Below are 14,567 nucleotides of genomic sequence, written 5' to 3' on the forward strand. Positions count from 1 at the left end.
CATTATTTCAACATCGGCCACAGGCTCAGAATGAGCAGCAAGGCCATGGTAAGATTGAACCATTTCAACCGGACAGGATCGGAAAGCCAGTTGCGCAGAAGGGTGCCGAAACCTGCCCAGACTGATACACTCGGCAGGTTTACAATCGCGAAGGCGATGCTCACCAGGAGTACGGCCACATAGTAATTGTCATGGTTGGCATAGGTCGCGATGCCCGTGACCCCCATGACCCAGGCTTTCGGGTTTACCCACTGGAATGCAGCCGCCTGAAGAAATGTCATCGGCTTGCCGCTATCGCTGCCTTTAGACTCGCCAATCGAGCGCGACGTGGCAATTTTCCAGGCGAGATAAAGCATGTAGGCGCCGCCAGCGAACTTAAGCGACGTATAGAATGACGGCACCGTTTCGATCAGCGCACCGAGACCGAACCCAACCGCCAGCAGCAGAATGAAAAAGCCCACGCCTATTCCCAGCATATGCGGAATTGTCCGCCGAAAACCGAAATTCACCCCTGATGTGAGTAGCATCAGATTGTTGGGACCGGGCGTGACTGAAGAGACAAATGCAAAGACGAGAAGCGCAAGGAATATTTCAAGAGACATTGGTTTGACCTGATTTATAGAGACAAATTAGCTCAATAAAAAACCGGCACAATCGAAACATTGTGCCGGTTTTAGCCGATATTGTCTCGATCTTGCTTGCTTTTTATAGCCCCTGAGGACCGCGGTTCATCGCTGCCACACCGGTCCGGCAAATTTCCACCAGACCGAGCGGCTTCATCAGCAAAATAAACTGGTCGATCTTGGCGGTCTTGCCCGTAATCTCGACAATGAAATGCTCTGTCGTTGCATCGACGATCTTTGCATTGAAAGCATCGGTCAAACGCAATGTTTCCGCACGCGCCTCACCCTTGCCAGCCACCTTGATCAGCGCAAGCTCACGTTCAATTGGACGCTCGTGGCCAAGTTCCACAGCGCGATGGGTCATATCAACCACGCGGTGCACCGGTACGATACGCTCAAGCTGATGACGTATCTGATCAAGCACATTTGGCGTGCCGCGCGTAACAATCGTAATCCGCGACAAGTGCTGCTCGTGCTCGGTTTCAGAAACCGTAAGGCTTTCAATATTGTAGCCACGACCTGAAAACAGGCCGATGACGCGGGCTAGGACGCCCGGCTCATTATCGACGAGAACCGAAAGCGTATGCGTTTCTGGTGTCTGGGTATCCGCTGCAATGAAATATGCCGAGCCGGATGCTAGATTTTGTGCGTTCATTTTCTTTTCTCCGGATCAGACTAGGGCGCGGCCCTTGGCATCAATGGCGTTGGCAACGGCTTCATCAGTCGCTTCATCAGGCAACAGCATTTCATTATGTGCCTTGCCGGATGGGATCATCGGGAAGCAGTTGGCGAGATTGGCAACGCGGCAATCGAAGATAACCGGCTTTTTGATCTCGATCATTTCCATGATCGCATCATCAAGCTGAGCTGGTTTATCGCAACGAATACCATGTGCACCATAAGCCTCTGCAAGCTTCACGAAGTCAGGCATTGCTTCGGTATAGGAATGCGACAGGCGATTGCCGTGCAACAACTGCTGCCATTGACGAACCATGCCCATATACTGGTTGTTCAGGATGAAGATCTTGATCGGCGCTTCATACTGGATTGCAGCCGACATTTCCTGAATGCACATCTGGATCGATGCATCACCGGCAATATCGATAACCAACGCATCGGGATGTGCAATCTGCACACCAAGCGCGGCAGGCAGGCCATAACCCATGGTACCCAGACCACCCGATGTCATCCAACGGTTCGGTTCATCGAAATCCATGAACTGAGCAGCCCACATCTGATGCTGACCGACTTCAGTAGTGATGTAGGTATTGCGGCCCTTGGTCAGTTCATTCAGGCGCTGCAACGCATATTGCGGCATGATGACATCTTTGTTCGGTGCATAAGCCAGCGAGTTTCGCGCGCGCCAGCGGTCGATCTGTTCCCACCAGGCACCGATTGCCTTCTTTTCCGGCTTCTTTTCAGAAGCGCGGAACTGACGAACTATGTCTTCCAGAACATTCGCGACATCACCAATGATCGGAACATCAACGCGAACGTTCTTGTTGATCGACGATGGGTCAATATCGATGTGGATTTTGCGCGAATGCGGAGCAAAGGCGTTAAGACGACCGGTAATACGGTCGTCGAAGCGTGCACCAACACACAGCATGACATCGCAATCATGCATGGTCATGTTGGCTTCGTATGTGCCATGCATGCCCAGCATGCCGAGCCAGTTCTTGCCCGATGCCGGATAGGCACCCAACCCCATCAAGGTCGAGGTGATCGGGAAATTGCTGATTTCAACCAGTTCACGCAGCAGCTTCGTTGCCGCAGGACCGGAATTGATAACGCCGCCACCCGAATAGATAATGGGCTTCTTGGCAGTCAGCAGCATTTCAACCGCTTGTGCGATCGCCGACTTGTCGCCTTCAACTGTCGGGCGATAGCTGGTGCGCGGAGTTGTTTGCGGTGGCGTATAGATGCCGGTTGCAAACTGAATATCCTTAGGAATATCGACCAGAACCGGACCCGGACGACCCGTAGAAGCGATATGGAAAGCTTCATGAAGAACGCGCGAGAGGTCGTTAACGTCACGAACCAGCCAGTTATGCTTGGTGCAAGGACGGGTGATGCCAACGGTATCAGCTTCCTGAAAACCATCAGAACCGATGAGCGATGTTGGAACCTGACCGGAAATACAGACCAGCGGGATGGAATCCATCAACGCATCCTGCAACGGCGTCACAGCATTGGTGGCACCGGGACCGGATGTAACCAGCATGACGCCAACCTTGCCGGTTGAACGGGCGTAACCTTCAGCCGCGTGGCCTGCGCCCTGCTCGTGGCGAACCAGAATGTGCTGAACCTTGTCCTGCTGGAAGAGTTCGTCATAGATCGGCAGCACAGCGCCACCCGGATAACCAAAAAGATGTTCCACGCCATGATCGATCATAGCCTGAACCACCATTTCTGCGCCGGTCATTTCGCGTTGCCCTGCGGAGATCGTCGCCGCCTCGCTTTTTGCTGCCGTCATCGTCGTCACTTCCCGTCTGCTTTACATATTCAATTTCGTTGGTGTTTAGATAACAAAAAAGGCCCCCGAGGGAGCTTGTCTTTCGCGCATGGGAGCTTTCGCCGGATGGTTACACCATCCTGCCCATGCGCGTTCGTACCACAAGAATAAGAGCTGTTCTGTTCATGGTCGGGAGACTAATCACCGAAAATCGCTCCGTCAACGCATAAAATCATCAGGCGCGATATTTTCTTCTGTCAAACACCCGCGTTCGATAAGATTATTGCCCTGACAAGGCCTCATGACCTGAGGAATAGACATTCCAGCTTTGATCCAGCTGATTGCGGAACCATGTCGATTGGCGTTTGGCATATTGGCGGGTTGCAATTACAGAACGTTCGATAGCCTCTTCCCGCGTCATCTCGCTGGCAAAGAATGCAGCAATTTCCCGCACGCCGATTGCCTTCATCGCGGGCAGTGCCGGATCAAGATCAAGCCCCATCAATGCGCGTACTTCATCAAGCGCACCATGGTCCCACATGAGATTGAAGCGCTGGGCAATCCGCTCGCCCAACCACTTGCGATCAGGTAACAGCACGATCTTGGTTGCGCTAGCATCATCTACCAGCGCCGTGCCCGTTGCCTTCTGCCAATGCAGCAGAGACTTGCCTGTCCCTTCAAACACTTCCAATGCGCGAACGATACGCTGGCTGTCGGTTGGACGAAGCGTTGCTGCAATCTCAGGATCACGCGCCATAAGCATTGCATGAAGAGCTTCCGCCCCCTCTTCGCCCATCCGATTGCGCCAATATTCACGTATCTCGACAGGCACCTCCGGCATTTGCGACAGCCCACCCAGCAGCGCCTTAAAATAAAGCCCCGTACCGCCGACAAAAATTGGTACCCGCCCCTCAAGGTTGGAACGCGAAAGCAAGACCTCCACATCGGCGAACCATTTGCCGGTCGAATAGGAAACAGAGGGGGGAACATGCCCATAAAGATAATGCTCAGCCTCGCGCAACTCATCAGGCTGCGGGCGTGCGCTCAACAGGTCGAGCACATCATAAACCTGCATAGAATCGGTGTTCACGATGAAGCCGCCAGTCTTCTTTGCCATATGAAGGGCAAGAGCTGACTTGCCGCTGGCCGTTGGGCCAGCTATCAGGATTGCATCCTTCACCGCATGCTCACTCATCGTAGGAAATGCTCCTCATGTCCCGATCCGTTTCCCTCATTGCTACACTGATTGCCAATCCGGCCAAAGCGCTGCTTGCTCCATCGCTGGGGATTAAAGCCTCGGCGGCAGTGAATGCAACCGGACTTTATTGGCTGGCTGACGGCATCGCCTGCGACATACCGCTTGCCTCTGGCATCTCCCACGAAGAAGCAGAAAACACTCTGCGCGCTTCTCTCGATGGTGCACCTGTCGATGTGGTGGTGCAGGAACAGGATAGCCGACGCAAGAAAATTCTGATTGCAGACATGGATTCCACCATGATCCAGCAGGAATGCATTGACGAACTGGCCGAAGAAGCTGGCCTTCGCGAACATGTTGCAGCCATTACAGCCCGCGCCATGAACGGCGAAATTGAATTCGAGCCAGCACTTCGAGAGCGTGTCGCTCTTCTTAAAGGTCTGCCGTTGTCAGTCATCGATAAGGTTATCTCCACGCGCATCTCGCTGATGCCGGGCGGCGTTGAACTTGTGCGTACCATGCGCAAACACGGCGCATATACCGCTTTGGTGTCCGGTGGCTTCACCTCGTTTACACGTCGCGTTGCAGAAATGATTGGCTTCAATGAAGACCGCGCCAACACGCTCCTTCACGATGGCGCACATTTAAGCGGCACCGTTTCAGACCCTATCCTTGGACGCGAAGCGAAGGTTGAAAAGCTCGTTGAAATCGCTGATCGTCTCGGCCTTACGCCGCAGGATGCGATTGCAGTGGGTGATGGTGCCAACGACCTTGGCATGATCCAGCTTGCAGGGACAGGCGTGGCCCTTCATGCAAAACCTGCAGTCGCAGCCCAGGCCAAGGTCCGTATTGACCATGGCGACCTGACCGCCCTTCTCTATATTCAAGGCTATCGTAAATCGGATTTCGTTGAATGATCATTCTGGAAACGCCTCGCCTCATCATCCGCAACTGGGAAGATCGTGATCGTGAACTGCTTCACGTGATCAACTCCGATGATGAAGTGATGCGTTTCTTTCCGTTCCGCCGCAATCGTGCGGAATCGGATGCACTGTTTGAGCTTCTTCAAATCATGATCTCAGAAACCGGCTTTGGCTTTTATGCTCTCGAAGAAAAGCAAAGCGGACAATGCATCGGTTTTGCGGGGCTGGCGCGCACTGATCTGGAACCACATTTTCCAAACGGCACTGTCGAAATTGGCTGGCGACTCGCACGGCCATTCTGGGGCAAAGGCTATGTGACGGAAGCAGGCAAAGCGCTTCTCGCCTATGCCTTCGAAACATTGGAATTGCCTGAAGTCGTGTCCTTCGCAGTCTCCAACAACGACCGCTCGACATCTGTCATGCAGCGCATTGGCATGGTTCGCGATGCAGCAAGCGACTTCGATCATCCGCGCGTACCAGATGAGATGCCACATCTCAAACGCCATGTCGTCTATCGGACCATCACGCCTGCGAAGAACTGAATCACATTCAGAGCCAATTCCTGCAAGTGATTCAGAACACAAACAAAAAAGGCGTCGCAACACTTTGCGACGCCTTTTACTTTTAACAAGGCAAAAACCTAGAGCGGTTTCAGTCAACACGGAGTCGCTGGAACCGCTCTAAGTGTTTGTTTCATCGCATTATCCAACGCAAACCGCTTCGCACTTTTGCTGGAAATGCTCAGTCGATACGGATTGTCACGAAACGCAGCTCGCCCGAACGCGAAGCAAGCATCAGAAGTGCATTCTTGCGGCCCTCGCGGCGCAAGGCATCGATCCGCTTCTTCACATCGGCAGGTGTTTTCACCGTGACCTGACCGATATCGACAATAACATCACCGGTTTCAACGCGCTTCTCACCGGCAGCAGAACCCGGAGCAACGTAGAGCACGGCAACGCCTTGCACATCTTCGGCGATGCCAAATTCACCGCGAACATCATCACTGATCTCCGCAAGCTTCATGCCCATCACAGTTGTGCCGGCCTGCTCCTTCTGTTCTTTTTTCTGAGTATCAGGCTTTGACGCATCGGGTGCTTCTGCACCGTCTTCGCCCTCTTCCATGTCTGGTGGAGGAGCCTGATCTTCGGCCGCCGCTTCAGTGCTCTTATCGTCTTCAACCAGACGTCCGAGCTTGACCTTTATGGTTTTCTCTTCACCGTCACGAACGACGACAACATCGACCTCGTCACCGACTGCACTTTCAGCGACAAGACGTGGCAGATCCCGAGCACGTTCAACCGGCTTGCCATCGTAGCGGATCACCACGTCACCCGCCTTGATAGCCGTATTGTCGACGCCTGAATTTTCAATCAATCCGGCGATCAAAGCGCCTTTCGCGTCTTTCAGACCAAGGCTCTGCGCAATATCTTCGGTAACTGGCTGCAGACGTACACCAAGCCAGCCGCGGCGCACTTCACCAAATTCTTTCAGCTGATCGATGACACCGACGGCCATTTCAGCTGGAATTGCAAAGCCAATACCAATCGAACCACCCGACGGCGAATAGATTGCCGTATTGATGCCGATTACCTTGCCATCCATATCGAAAAGTGGACCGCCGGAATTACCCCGGTTGATCGCCGCATCGGTCTGGATGAAGTCGTCATAAGGCCCAGACTGAATATCGCGCTTGCGGGCCGAAATAATACCGGCTGTCACAGTGCCACCAAGACCGAAGGGGTTGCCGATCGCCAGAACCCAGTCACCAATGCGCGCCTTTTCGGAATTACCAAACTGCACTGCGGTGAGCTTATGTTTGGTCGGATCAACTTTCAGCACAGCTAGATCGGTTTTGGTATCCTTGCCGACAAGATCGGCCTTGAGCTTCGAGCCATCAACGAAATTCACTTCGATTTCATCGGCATCGGCAATGACGTGGTTGTTCGTTACGATATAGCCCTTTTCGGCATCTATTACAAAACCGGAACCAAGCGACTGCACTTTGCGCGAATCGTTGTTTTTACCGCCGTCCTTGTCATTGAAGAAGTCATTGAAGAACTCCTGAAATGGAGAACCTTCCGGAACCTGCGGCATTGGTACGCCGCCATCGCCTTCGCCGTCTTCCTTGACTGTCTGCGATGTCGAAATATTTACGACTGCATCCAGAAGCCCCTCAGCAAGATCGGCCACCGAGCCCGGTCCTTGGCGTACCGGCGCAGTCTGTTGCGCCCCGGCTTGCTGAGCAATTGCAGGCGGCATGCCAATCGCCACTGTCCCCGTAAAACTCATCGCTCCAAGAGCCACGGTTGCTAAAAGGGTGCGAGTAAATCCCGCCTTGGGTGCAATTGCCATGAAGCTCTGCTCCGTTTCTGTCTGCGGTGATAAATCGAGAAGATTAGATCGCTGCAAAATACGGCCTGTTTACGGCCCCGCATAGAGCGGTGAGCAGAAATATGATGGATGAAGTGGCTTATCCCCTGACAAGCCAGACAATGAAGACGCCGATTGCCAGCGCTGAAAGCCCTGCAATCCGAAGCATGCTTTCCGGCGTCTCGGATGCATCGCGGGCAAGCTTCCTGGCGAAAAAAGGAAAGCCGCCGTAGAGCAGCCCTTCAAAGACGAAGAGAAGTCCTACGGCGGCCAGAAAATCGCTCATTTGCGATAATCTCTCTTACTGCGACGGCGTTGCCAGTTTCCCGCCAGCATCACGGAAGAACTTGAAGAACTCCGAATCCGGTGAGAGAACAAGCGTCGTGTCTGGCGTCTGGAGAGCTTCACGATAGGCTGCCATCGAACGATAGAAGGCAAAGAAACCTGGATCTTTCGAGGCAGATTGAGCGAAGATATCACTCCGTTGTGCTTCGCCTTCACCGCGAAGGATTTCAGATTCCTTGCGTGCCTCGGCAACCGTTTCGACAACCTGACGATCAGCAATAGCGCGGATACGCTGTGCTGCTTCCCGACCACGGGCACGCAGACGTTCTGCTTCTGCAAGACGTTCTGCCTTCATGCGGTCATAGGTCTGCTGCGAGACTTCAGCCGTCAGATCGGTACGACGAATACGAACATCTTCGATGGTCAGACCAAGTGAAGTCGCATCGGCGCGCATCTGGTTAGCGACTTCGCGCATCATGTCGCCACGCTCTTCGGAGAGTGCAGCTTCAAAGCCACGCTGGCCGTAAACACCACGCAATGCTGCATCGAGACGCGTACGCAGGCGCTGTTCGGCGAGCAGGGTGCTGCCCGAAACAGTTTCACGGAACTTGCGAGCATCGGTAATGCGATAAACGAGGAAAGCATCCACGTCGTAGAACTTACCGCCCGAAACCTGAACGCGGATATCGTCGAGATCAAAGCGCAGAAGACGGTCATCAATCAACTGCACAGTATCGGCATCAAGAAAGCCGAAAGGCAGCTTGAAATATATACCCGGTTCGGTCTTTACAGCAACGATCTGACCGAAGCGCAGAACGATTGCCTGCTGGCGTTCGGTGACGATGAAGGTGGCCGAATATGCCAGGAAAAGGATGACGGCGATGATACCGCCAATAATCGGAAGCCTGTTCTGAGACATTACTGTGCACCTCCGCCGGTTGTGGTTGCGTTCGCGCCGGGACGCGGCTGCTGACGCATAAGTTCGTTCAGAGGCAGATAAGGCACAACTTCTTTTCCAGGCTCCACGATGACTTTTTTCGTGCTCTTCAGTACCTGTTCCATCGTTTCAAGGAAAAGACGGTTACGGGTAACTTCCGGCGACTTCAGATATTCACCAAGTACCGAGCTAAAACGCTGGGCTTCACCTTCAGCTTCCTGAACGACACGGTTTTTGTAAGCTGCTGCTTCTTCACGAAGCTGGGCTGCTTCACCGCGTGCCTGACCAAGACGCTGGTTGGAATACTGGTTGGATTCTTCTACGAAGCGATCTTCGTCCTGTTCAGCACGCTGTACTTCATCAAATGCATCGGCCACTTCACGAGGCGGTGCTGCATCTTCGATAGAAACGGCATTAACCTGAATACCGGTATTGTAGCGGTCAAGCGTCGCCTGAACGATGTCACGAACGCTCTGTGCAATCGCAGCACGGTTGTCACGGAAAACATCCTGAGCCGGTCTGCGGCCGACGATCTCACGGATCGCACTTTCAGAAACCTGCTGGACCATCGAGTCCGGATTATCGACATTGAAGAGATAAGCGCGCGGATCGGAAACGCGGTAAAGCACCGAGAACTGAACATTGACGATATTCTGATCGCCTGTCAGCATCAGCCCTTGCGTGGCGCTACGCGAGCCCTGCCCACCGATATTGATCTGCTTTTCGACGATCTGTGCCTTTTCATAGGTTTCGATCGGCCAGAAATGGAAATGCAGGCCTGGCTCGGAAACTTCAGCCTTTGGCTTACCAAAGCGGAGTTCTACAGCAAGTTCATCAGGCTGGACGGTATAGATGGATTGGAATAGCCAGAAACCCAGCACCGCTGCGCCGATGAGGAAAAATACGCCGCGATTGCTGCCGCCTTTGCCACCGCCGCCACCTGGGAAAACCTTCTTCAGACGGTCCTGGCCCTTGCGAAGAATATCCTCGAGATCAGGCGGTGTGTTCTGTCCACCACCGCGCGGTCCTTTCGGTCCCTGCCCCCATGGGCCGCCATTGCCGCCGTTATTATTGTTATTGTTATTATTATCGCCGCCGCCACCCCATGGGCCACCGCCGCCGTTCTGATTACTCCAGGGCATCCTCACCTCTCGTCCGGGAGACGGGAAAGCAAGCGCCACCTCCCGTCATCAACTAATGTTACCGTTTTATAGGCATCGCGAGGGCCGCTTTCAACGTGAGGCGGCAAATTTCCTGCGTTATAATTTACGCAACACGCCGTTCATATCGAATATAGCGTGTTGGATGGCTGTCTTTCTCGCCTGCAGGCACATCCTCGGTCGAAACGGCCTGCCAGACTTCCGAATCGATTTCAGGGAAATATGTGTCTCCATCGATCATGGCCAGGACGCGGGTGAGATGCACCACATCCGCCAATGGTAGCCCCTGCGCATAGATGTTGCCACCACCAATAATGCAGACTTCATCAACATTAAGCCCAGCCGCAAGCCTGCGTCCCAGATCAATTGCATCTTCAAGCGAACCAACCACCTGTGCGCTTTCCGCAGTAAATGCGGCATCGCGTGTCACAACGATATTGGGGCGCCCCGGCAAAGGACGACCGATGGAATCCCACGTACGGCGCCCCATGATGACAGGTTTGCCCAATGTCAGTGCCTTGAAACGCTTAAGATCAGTCGACAGCTTCCATGGCATGTCATTGTCACGACCAATGACACCGTTTTCAGCAGCAGCTACGATGATCGATACAATCGGCTTCCGAGTTGTCATGTCTTACACCGCAATCGGAGCTTTGATCGTTGGGTCGGCTTCGTAGCCGACAAGTTCAAAATCCTCGAAGCGGAAATCAAACAGGTCCTTCACATCCGGATTGATGCGCATTGTCGGCAATTGCTTCGGTGTGCGGGTCAGTTGCAAACGCGCCTGTTCGAAATGGTTCGAATAGATATGCGCGTCACCCAGCGTGTGAACGAAATCACCCGGCTCGAGCCCTGCAACCTGTGCAATCATCATCGTTAGCAATGCATAGGACGCAATGTTGAATGGAACACCCAGGAAGATATCTGCCGAACGCTGATAAAGCTGGCAGGATAGCTTGCCATCCGACACGTAAAACTGAAACAGGCAATGGCACGGTGGCAGAGCCATTTCATCGACCAGTGCCGGATTCCACGCGGACACGATCAAACGTCGTGAATTAGGATTTTCCCGCAACATCTTCAAAAGATTCGCTATCTGGTCGATGTGACGGCCATCCGGTGCAGGCCATGAGCGCCACTGATAGCCATAGACCGGACCGAGATCACCATTTTCATCAGCCCACTCATCCCAGATCGAAACGCCGTTTTCCTTGAGATACGCGATGTTGGTATCACCTTTGAGGAACCACAGCAGCTCATGGATGATCGAGCGCAGATGTAGCTTTTTCGTCGTCAAAACCGGAAAGCCTTCGGCGAGATTAAACCGCATCTGATAACCGAACACCGAACGCGTGCCTGTACCGGTCCGATCACCACGGTCAGAACCATTATCGAGCACATGCTGGAGAAGGTCGAGATAGGTACGCATAGGGATTACTTTCCGGGCCGATTCGTTTTAACACCACTATAAAGAAAAACCTCGGCGCGACGAGGCACCGAGGTCTCAAACTCCACAAGGGAGTGATATTATTAGAGATCGCCGAGCTTATCGAGCTGTTTGGCCACGAGATAATAGAAGGTGACGCGGTGCTTGTTGCGATCGCCCTTCATGACTTCTGCCACGTGATTGACCACTTCTTCAGCTTTCGCAGCATCCGCAACACCGAGCTTTTTCGCCACCCAGCTGTCGCGAACGCGCTTCAATTCTTCCGGGTCCGTCGCTGAAACGAGAGAGGAATCGCGATTGCGCAGCGCAATACCGAGATGCTTTACGATCTTCCCGACAACGGCTTCATCAGCGCCAGCATCATAACGACGTACATCCGCGAGATATTCACTCATATATCCACTCTCCTTCGATTGGGCTTTGCCCCGTTTAAACCTCCGCCAGAACCGGAGAATTTCGATCCCTATCAGGCATGCACTGATAGTGTGCTGAGGATTGACCAGCGGAAGCTGGCTGTCAATTAAAAATGAACGCAAAAAGCGAAGGCCTTCGACCGCCAACAACCTGTAAAATCACAACTACCCTCTTCCAATCGCGAGGAAGGACGCCTATATACGGCATGTCAGCGCAAGCTGACTATGGTGATAAATGGACGATGTAATAAACCTATTGGACCCGGGGGCGGTACCCGGCGCCTCCACCAGAACACAAGATGCTTCAGAAGCAAGTTGTGCTGTGGCGGGGGCGAAATAGGATCGACAAGGGTGTAAAGATCGCTCTTTTGCTCGGCATGATACCACCGTTATCGGGTCAATTGAGTAGTTGCAAATGACAACAAAGCTCAGGGTTACGCTCTCGCTGCCTAATGGCGGTGCGGGAAACCCACTCTAAAGCCCTTAGGGTTAGCACCTTAAGGCGGGGTTCGGAGGCACCTGGCAACAGAAGCCTCCACTTCGTTTCCTTACTCATAACCGATTGATTTTTGGTCATTTTAGTTTTCCAGTTTTCAACTGTTTTACAGTTTCGTTCTGTTTCCGTTTTTTTAGATCGATCAAAATAGCCTGTCCGCCCATCTTGCGATCAGCGTAACGGCTATATCTTTCGACCATCTGTGGACTCATTCCGACCGCATCACATATCTGCGGTGCACTAAATCCATCTTGGCGCAAACGAATGACCGCATTGGCACGCAAACCGTGCCAGACTACATCTTCGATCACCGGCTGGCCTGTTCGAGCGTCATTCAACCACTTCCACATAAGATTGGTTGTGAACGGTTTGCCGTTGTCTTGATAAAGAAATGGGCCGGGCCTTTTTTCCCATTTCGCCATTTCTGATTCCAGTTCTGGGAAGATTGGACACCAAGGGCGAACGCCGGTCTTCTTTTGTGGAAGGCTAAAGCCGCCCTCATCGATATCGTTCCAGCCAAGCCGCACAACATCACTTATTCTCTGTCCGGTATATCGTGCGAGAACGTAAGCGCGGTGCAACATGCCTGTGAAATTCTTGTCCGCGAATGCAAGCTGATCAGGCGTCCACGGCTTATGCCCCTCGCCTTGCTGAAAATGAGCCACACCTTGCGTTGGATCACGGCCTAGCAATTCACGCGGACCGCTGGCCCATCGGCACATTGCACGCAAAGCGTCGAGAAGGTTGTTTGCGGCACCCGGCGTAGTTGCGCCAATCTTTTCCATTAAGGCTTGAACATGAGACGGCCTGAGAGCCTCAGCTTGCAAATCACCCCAAACCTTACGGACGATTCGCAATTGCCGTCGATACTGTTCTGTAGTGCTGACGGCTAATTTGCGCGGCAATCCGGGCCATGCAGCCTCATATGCATCAATCAATGCGCCTATGGTACCGTCGACAACTGGTCCGCTGATACCTTGTGCCTGCCGGACAGCTTGCCAAAACTCAGGAGAATGTGGATCGTTGGGAAGCTTAACCCGCTCCCCAACATGATTTGTGCCCCGGCCTGTCTGATAGTAAAAATACTCTTTGCCGCGTGAAACGACACGGTGAACACCTTTTGGCAGCGATACGGTTGCCGGCCTACGATGCTTGCGAGACATTATCTAACCCCGCCATGAACGGATCATCGGAATGTCCACCGGAGGAATTTGCATCTAGTAAAGCTTGCACTTGCGTCCAGCTCCAACGCACTGATCCACCGAGCCTAACAGGTTTTGGAAGCAAGCCCCGCCGCACATAATCATCAACAGTAGTTTCGCTAATATCGAGTTCAGTGGCTAGACGTGCTTTGCCCAGATATGAAGGGGGACGATCCCCCAACAATATTCGTGGAAATTCCTCAGCGTTTTTCATGAGTACAGAACGTTTAGCCATCGCTCAGCCCTCCATTTTGCCGGAAATAGCCCTATAAGCAGGAAGAACGAGCTTTATTGCAGCCTCATGGAATGGGCTGTCATGTCGCCATTTGACGGCCTTGCGGTCATCTTTACTCAGTGGCGGCCAAACGCGGTATTCACCGTCTCTCGATACCAGAGCCGCACCCCGAATGGTGAGGCCACCGGCAACGCTAAGGTCGGCATAGGCCAGCAAATCAAAGTCAGGCTTTGCCGCACCGTTATAAAGCCGCATCCCAAGAAGCTGAATATCCATTTCCGCCCCCTTATCGAGCCAATCGAACAGCGACAGAAACCGCAGCCGCAGCCGCTGTTTCAACCGCATGGCCGATCAATGTATTTCCGGTATCGCTGGCAGTGACTTTCTTCGCAGTCGCATCCCAAAAGACTTTCTGCCCTTCGATCAGCCCTGCACCTGTAACTTTTGGAAGATTGAAAACGCCTTCCAGATAGGTTGATACTTTCTGGCCTGCACTGGCGTCTGTTGCGGCAACGCCGAATAGATCACCAGTCAAGAAACCTTCACCTGACACAACACCGGCTAAAGGCGCGGTGAGATCAACAATATTGCCATGCTGCACATAGTTTCGCATATCAGTAGCCCTTAGAAACTCTAGGATAAATCAACCGGCGCGACGGTTTTAAAGCCGTCGCAATCCGGGTTTCGAGATCAGCAATGGCAGCGGCCAATTCAGCGTCACTGCGATATTCGGTTTCATCATCCCCAAAGCGGGTCTTGCGAACACCTTCGGCCCGTAAGGCTCGAAGGTTTGCAAGCTGCTGCTGCATCTCGGTTACGTTCATGG

General features: G+C 53.1%; 18 protein-coding genes and 1 other RNA gene. 3 read left to right on the top strand and 16 right to left on the bottom strand.

Annotated features, from left to right (window positions below):
• Window positions 1-2: 2 nt before the first annotated feature.
• The 4 genes from C9380_RS08025 to miaA all read right to left on the bottom strand — a co-directional run bounded on the left by C9380_RS08025 (window position 3) and on the right by miaA (window position 4,273).
• Window positions 3-602: a LysE family translocator gene (locus tag C9380_RS08025; protein ID WP_128093345.1), complete on the bottom strand. Its 600-nt coding sequence runs from the start codon at window positions 600-602 to the stop codon at window positions 3-5.
• Between the two features lie 103 nt (window positions 603-705).
• Window positions 706-1,278 (bottom strand): acetolactate synthase small subunit, encoded by a 573-nt coding sequence (gene ilvN / locus C9380_RS08030; protein WP_024897550.1) that lies wholly within the window; start codon window positions 1,276-1,278, stop codon window positions 706-708.
• A 15-nt stretch (window positions 1,279-1,293) separates the two neighbouring features.
• Window positions 1,294-3,099, bottom strand: a complete 1,806-nt coding sequence (locus C9380_RS08035) for an acetolactate synthase 3 large subunit (protein WP_024897551.1) — start codon at window positions 3,097-3,099, stop codon at window positions 1,294-1,296.
• Window positions 3,100-3,358: 259 nt separating this feature from the next.
• Window positions 3,359-4,273: a tRNA (adenosine(37)-N6)-dimethylallyltransferase MiaA gene (miaA, locus tag C9380_RS08045; RefSeq protein ID WP_024897552.1), complete on the bottom strand. Its 915-nt coding sequence runs from the start codon at window positions 4,271-4,273 to the stop codon at window positions 3,359-3,361.
• A gap of 17 nt (window positions 4,274-4,290) precedes the next feature.
• Between miaA and serB the strand changes: the two genes are divergently transcribed.
• Together serB and C9380_RS08055 are read left to right on the top strand one after the other, a co-directional pair.
• Window positions 4,291-5,190 (top strand): phosphoserine phosphatase SerB, encoded by a 900-nt coding sequence (gene serB, locus C9380_RS08050; RefSeq protein WP_100558791.1) that lies wholly within the window; start codon window positions 4,291-4,293, stop codon window positions 5,188-5,190.
• Window positions 5,187-5,738, top strand: coding sequence for a GNAT family N-acetyltransferase (locus tag C9380_RS08055; protein WP_128093346.1), 552 nt, complete (start codon window positions 5,187-5,189; stop codon window positions 5,736-5,738). The genes serB and C9380_RS08055 overlap by 4 nt, the downstream gene beginning before the upstream one ends.
• Before the next feature lie 199 nt (window positions 5,739-5,937).
• On the opposite strand, the gene C9380_RS08060 is transcribed toward C9380_RS08055, so the two are convergent.
• The 7 genes from C9380_RS08060 to C9380_RS08090 form a co-directional block, all read right to left on the bottom strand.
• The gene (locus C9380_RS08060) at window positions 5,938-7,548 is read right to left on the bottom strand and encodes a Do family serine endopeptidase (protein WP_100558789.1); all 1,611 of its coding nucleotides are present in this window, start codon (window positions 7,546-7,548) and stop codon (window positions 5,938-5,940) included.
• A gap of 118 nt (window positions 7,549-7,666) precedes the next feature.
• The gene (locus tag C9380_RS08065; protein ID WP_024897556.1) at window positions 7,667-7,852 is read right to left on the bottom strand and encodes a DUF2065 domain-containing protein; all 186 of its coding nucleotides are present in this window, start codon (window positions 7,850-7,852) and stop codon (window positions 7,667-7,669) included.
• Window positions 7,853-7,867: 15 nt separating this feature from the next.
• On the bottom strand, window positions 7,868-8,770 hold the full coding sequence (gene hflC / locus C9380_RS08070; protein WP_024897557.1) for a protease modulator HflC: 903 nt from the start codon (window positions 8,768-8,770) through the stop codon (window positions 7,868-7,870).
• Window positions 8,770-9,930, bottom strand: coding sequence for an FtsH protease activity modulator HflK (gene hflK, locus C9380_RS08075; RefSeq protein ID WP_024897558.1), 1,161 nt, complete (start codon window positions 9,928-9,930; stop codon window positions 8,770-8,772). Before hflK ends, hflC begins: the two co-directional genes overlap by 1 nt.
• 124 nt (window positions 9,931-10,054) lie before the next feature.
• On the bottom strand, window positions 10,055-10,579 hold the full coding sequence (locus tag C9380_RS08080; RefSeq protein WP_128093347.1) for a dihydrofolate reductase: 525 nt from the start codon (window positions 10,577-10,579) through the stop codon (window positions 10,055-10,057).
• A gap of 3 nt (window positions 10,580-10,582) precedes the next feature.
• A complete protein-coding gene (locus tag C9380_RS08085) occupies window positions 10,583-11,377 on the bottom strand; it encodes a thymidylate synthase (protein ID WP_100558787.1) in 795 nt (264 codons plus the stop codon).
• A gap of 101 nt (window positions 11,378-11,478) precedes the next feature.
• A complete protein-coding gene (locus tag C9380_RS08090; protein ID WP_024899619.1) occupies window positions 11,479-11,790 on the bottom strand; it encodes a DUF2853 family protein in 312 nt (103 codons plus the stop codon).
• 187 nt (window positions 11,791-11,977) lie between these two features.
• Here C9380_RS08090 and ssrA point away from each other — a divergent pair.
• Window positions 11,978-12,348, top strand: a transfer-messenger RNA (tmRNA) gene (gene ssrA, locus C9380_RS08095).
• A 33-nt stretch (window positions 12,349-12,381) separates the two neighbouring features.
• On the opposite strand, the gene C9380_RS08100 is transcribed toward ssrA, so the two are convergent.
• The 5 genes from C9380_RS08100 to C9380_RS08120 are packed head-to-tail and all read right to left on the bottom strand — an operon-like array spanning window position 12,382 to window position 14,565.
• A complete protein-coding gene (locus C9380_RS08100) occupies window positions 12,382-13,467 on the bottom strand; it encodes a tyrosine-type recombinase/integrase (RefSeq protein ID WP_012091789.1) in 1,086 nt (361 codons plus the stop codon).
• Window positions 13,448-13,741: a helix-turn-helix transcriptional regulator gene (locus tag C9380_RS08105; RefSeq protein WP_197539947.1), complete on the bottom strand. Its 294-nt coding sequence runs from the start codon at window positions 13,739-13,741 to the stop codon at window positions 13,448-13,450. Before C9380_RS08105 ends, C9380_RS08100 begins: the two co-directional genes overlap by 20 nt.
• A 3-nt stretch (window positions 13,742-13,744) precedes the next feature.
• Window positions 13,745-14,017 (bottom strand): hypothetical protein, encoded by a 273-nt coding sequence (locus tag C9380_RS08110; RefSeq protein WP_012091788.1) that lies wholly within the window; start codon window positions 14,015-14,017, stop codon window positions 13,745-13,747.
• 10 nt (window positions 14,018-14,027) lie between these two features.
• Window positions 14,028-14,354, bottom strand: coding sequence for a DUF2190 family protein (locus C9380_RS08115; RefSeq protein WP_012091787.1), 327 nt, complete (start codon window positions 14,352-14,354; stop codon window positions 14,028-14,030).
• A gap of 1 nt (window position 14,355) precedes the next feature.
• Window positions 14,356-14,565 carry a phage head-tail joining protein gene (locus tag C9380_RS08120; RefSeq protein ID WP_012091786.1) on the bottom strand — a complete coding sequence of 70 codons (210 nt, stop codon included), beginning with the start codon at window positions 14,563-14,565 and terminating at the stop codon, window positions 14,356-14,358.
• Window positions 14,566-14,567: the final 2 nt, after the last annotated feature.

The sequence above is a fragment of the Brucella pituitosa genome (genome assembly GCF_003049685.1).
Taxonomy (GTDB): Bacteria; Pseudomonadota; Alphaproteobacteria; order Rhizobiales; family Rhizobiaceae; genus Brucella; species Brucella pituitosa.

Coding starts and splice junctions, on each gene's coding strand:
- C9380_RS08025 (WP_128093345.1), bottom strand. CDS start 602: ATGTCTCTTGAAATATTCCTTGCGCTTCTCGTCTTTGCATTTGTCTCT.
- ilvN (WP_024897550.1), bottom strand. CDS start 1,278: ATGAACGCACAAAATCTAGCATCCGGCTCGGCATATTTCATTGCAGCG.
- C9380_RS08035 (WP_024897551.1), bottom strand. CDS start 3,099: ATGACGGCAGCAAAAAGCGAGGCGGCGACGATCTCCGCAGGGCAACGC.
- miaA (WP_024897552.1), bottom strand. CDS start 4,273: ATGAGTGAGCATGCGGTGAAGGATGCAATCCTGATAGCTGGCCCAACG.
- serB (WP_100558791.1), top strand. CDS start 4,291: ATGTCCCGATCCGTTTCCCTCATTGCTACACTGATTGCCAATCCGGCC.
- C9380_RS08055 (WP_128093346.1), top strand. CDS start 5,187: ATGATCATTCTGGAAACGCCTCGCCTCATCATCCGCAACTGGGAAGAT.
- C9380_RS08060 (WP_100558789.1), bottom strand. CDS start 7,548: ATGGCAATTGCACCCAAGGCGGGATTTACTCGCACCCTTTTAGCAACC.
- C9380_RS08065 (WP_024897556.1), bottom strand. CDS start 7,852: ATGAGCGATTTTCTGGCCGCCGTAGGACTTCTCTTCGTCTTTGAAGGG.
- hflC (WP_024897557.1), bottom strand. CDS start 8,770: ATGTCTCAGAACAGGCTTCCGATTATTGGCGGTATCATCGCCGTCATC.
- hflK (WP_024897558.1), bottom strand. CDS start 9,930: ATGCCCTGGAGTAATCAGAACGGCGGCGGTGGCCCATGGGGTGGCGGC.
- C9380_RS08080 (WP_128093347.1), bottom strand. CDS start 10,579: ATGACAACTCGGAAGCCGATTGTATCGATCATCGTAGCTGCTGCTGAA.
- C9380_RS08085 (WP_100558787.1), bottom strand. CDS start 11,377: ATGCGTACCTATCTCGACCTTCTCCAGCATGTGCTCGATAATGGTTCT.
- C9380_RS08090 (WP_024899619.1), bottom strand. CDS start 11,790: ATGAGTGAATATCTCGCGGATGTACGTCGTTATGATGCTGGCGCTGAT.
- C9380_RS08100 (WP_012091789.1), bottom strand. CDS start 13,467: ATGTCTCGCAAGCATCGTAGGCCGGCAACCGTATCGCTGCCAAAAGGT.
- C9380_RS08105 (WP_197539947.1), bottom strand. CDS start 13,741: ATGGCTAAACGTTCTGTACTCATGAAAAACGCTGAGGAATTTCCACGA.
- C9380_RS08110 (WP_012091788.1), bottom strand. CDS start 14,017: ATGGATATTCAGCTTCTTGGGATGCGGCTTTATAACGGTGCGGCAAAG.
- C9380_RS08115 (WP_012091787.1), bottom strand. CDS start 14,354: ATGCGAAACTATGTGCAGCATGGCAATATTGTTGATCTCACCGCGCCT.
- C9380_RS08120 (WP_012091786.1), bottom strand. CDS start 14,565: ATGAACGTAACCGAGATGCAGCAGCAGCTTGCAAACCTTCGAGCCTTA.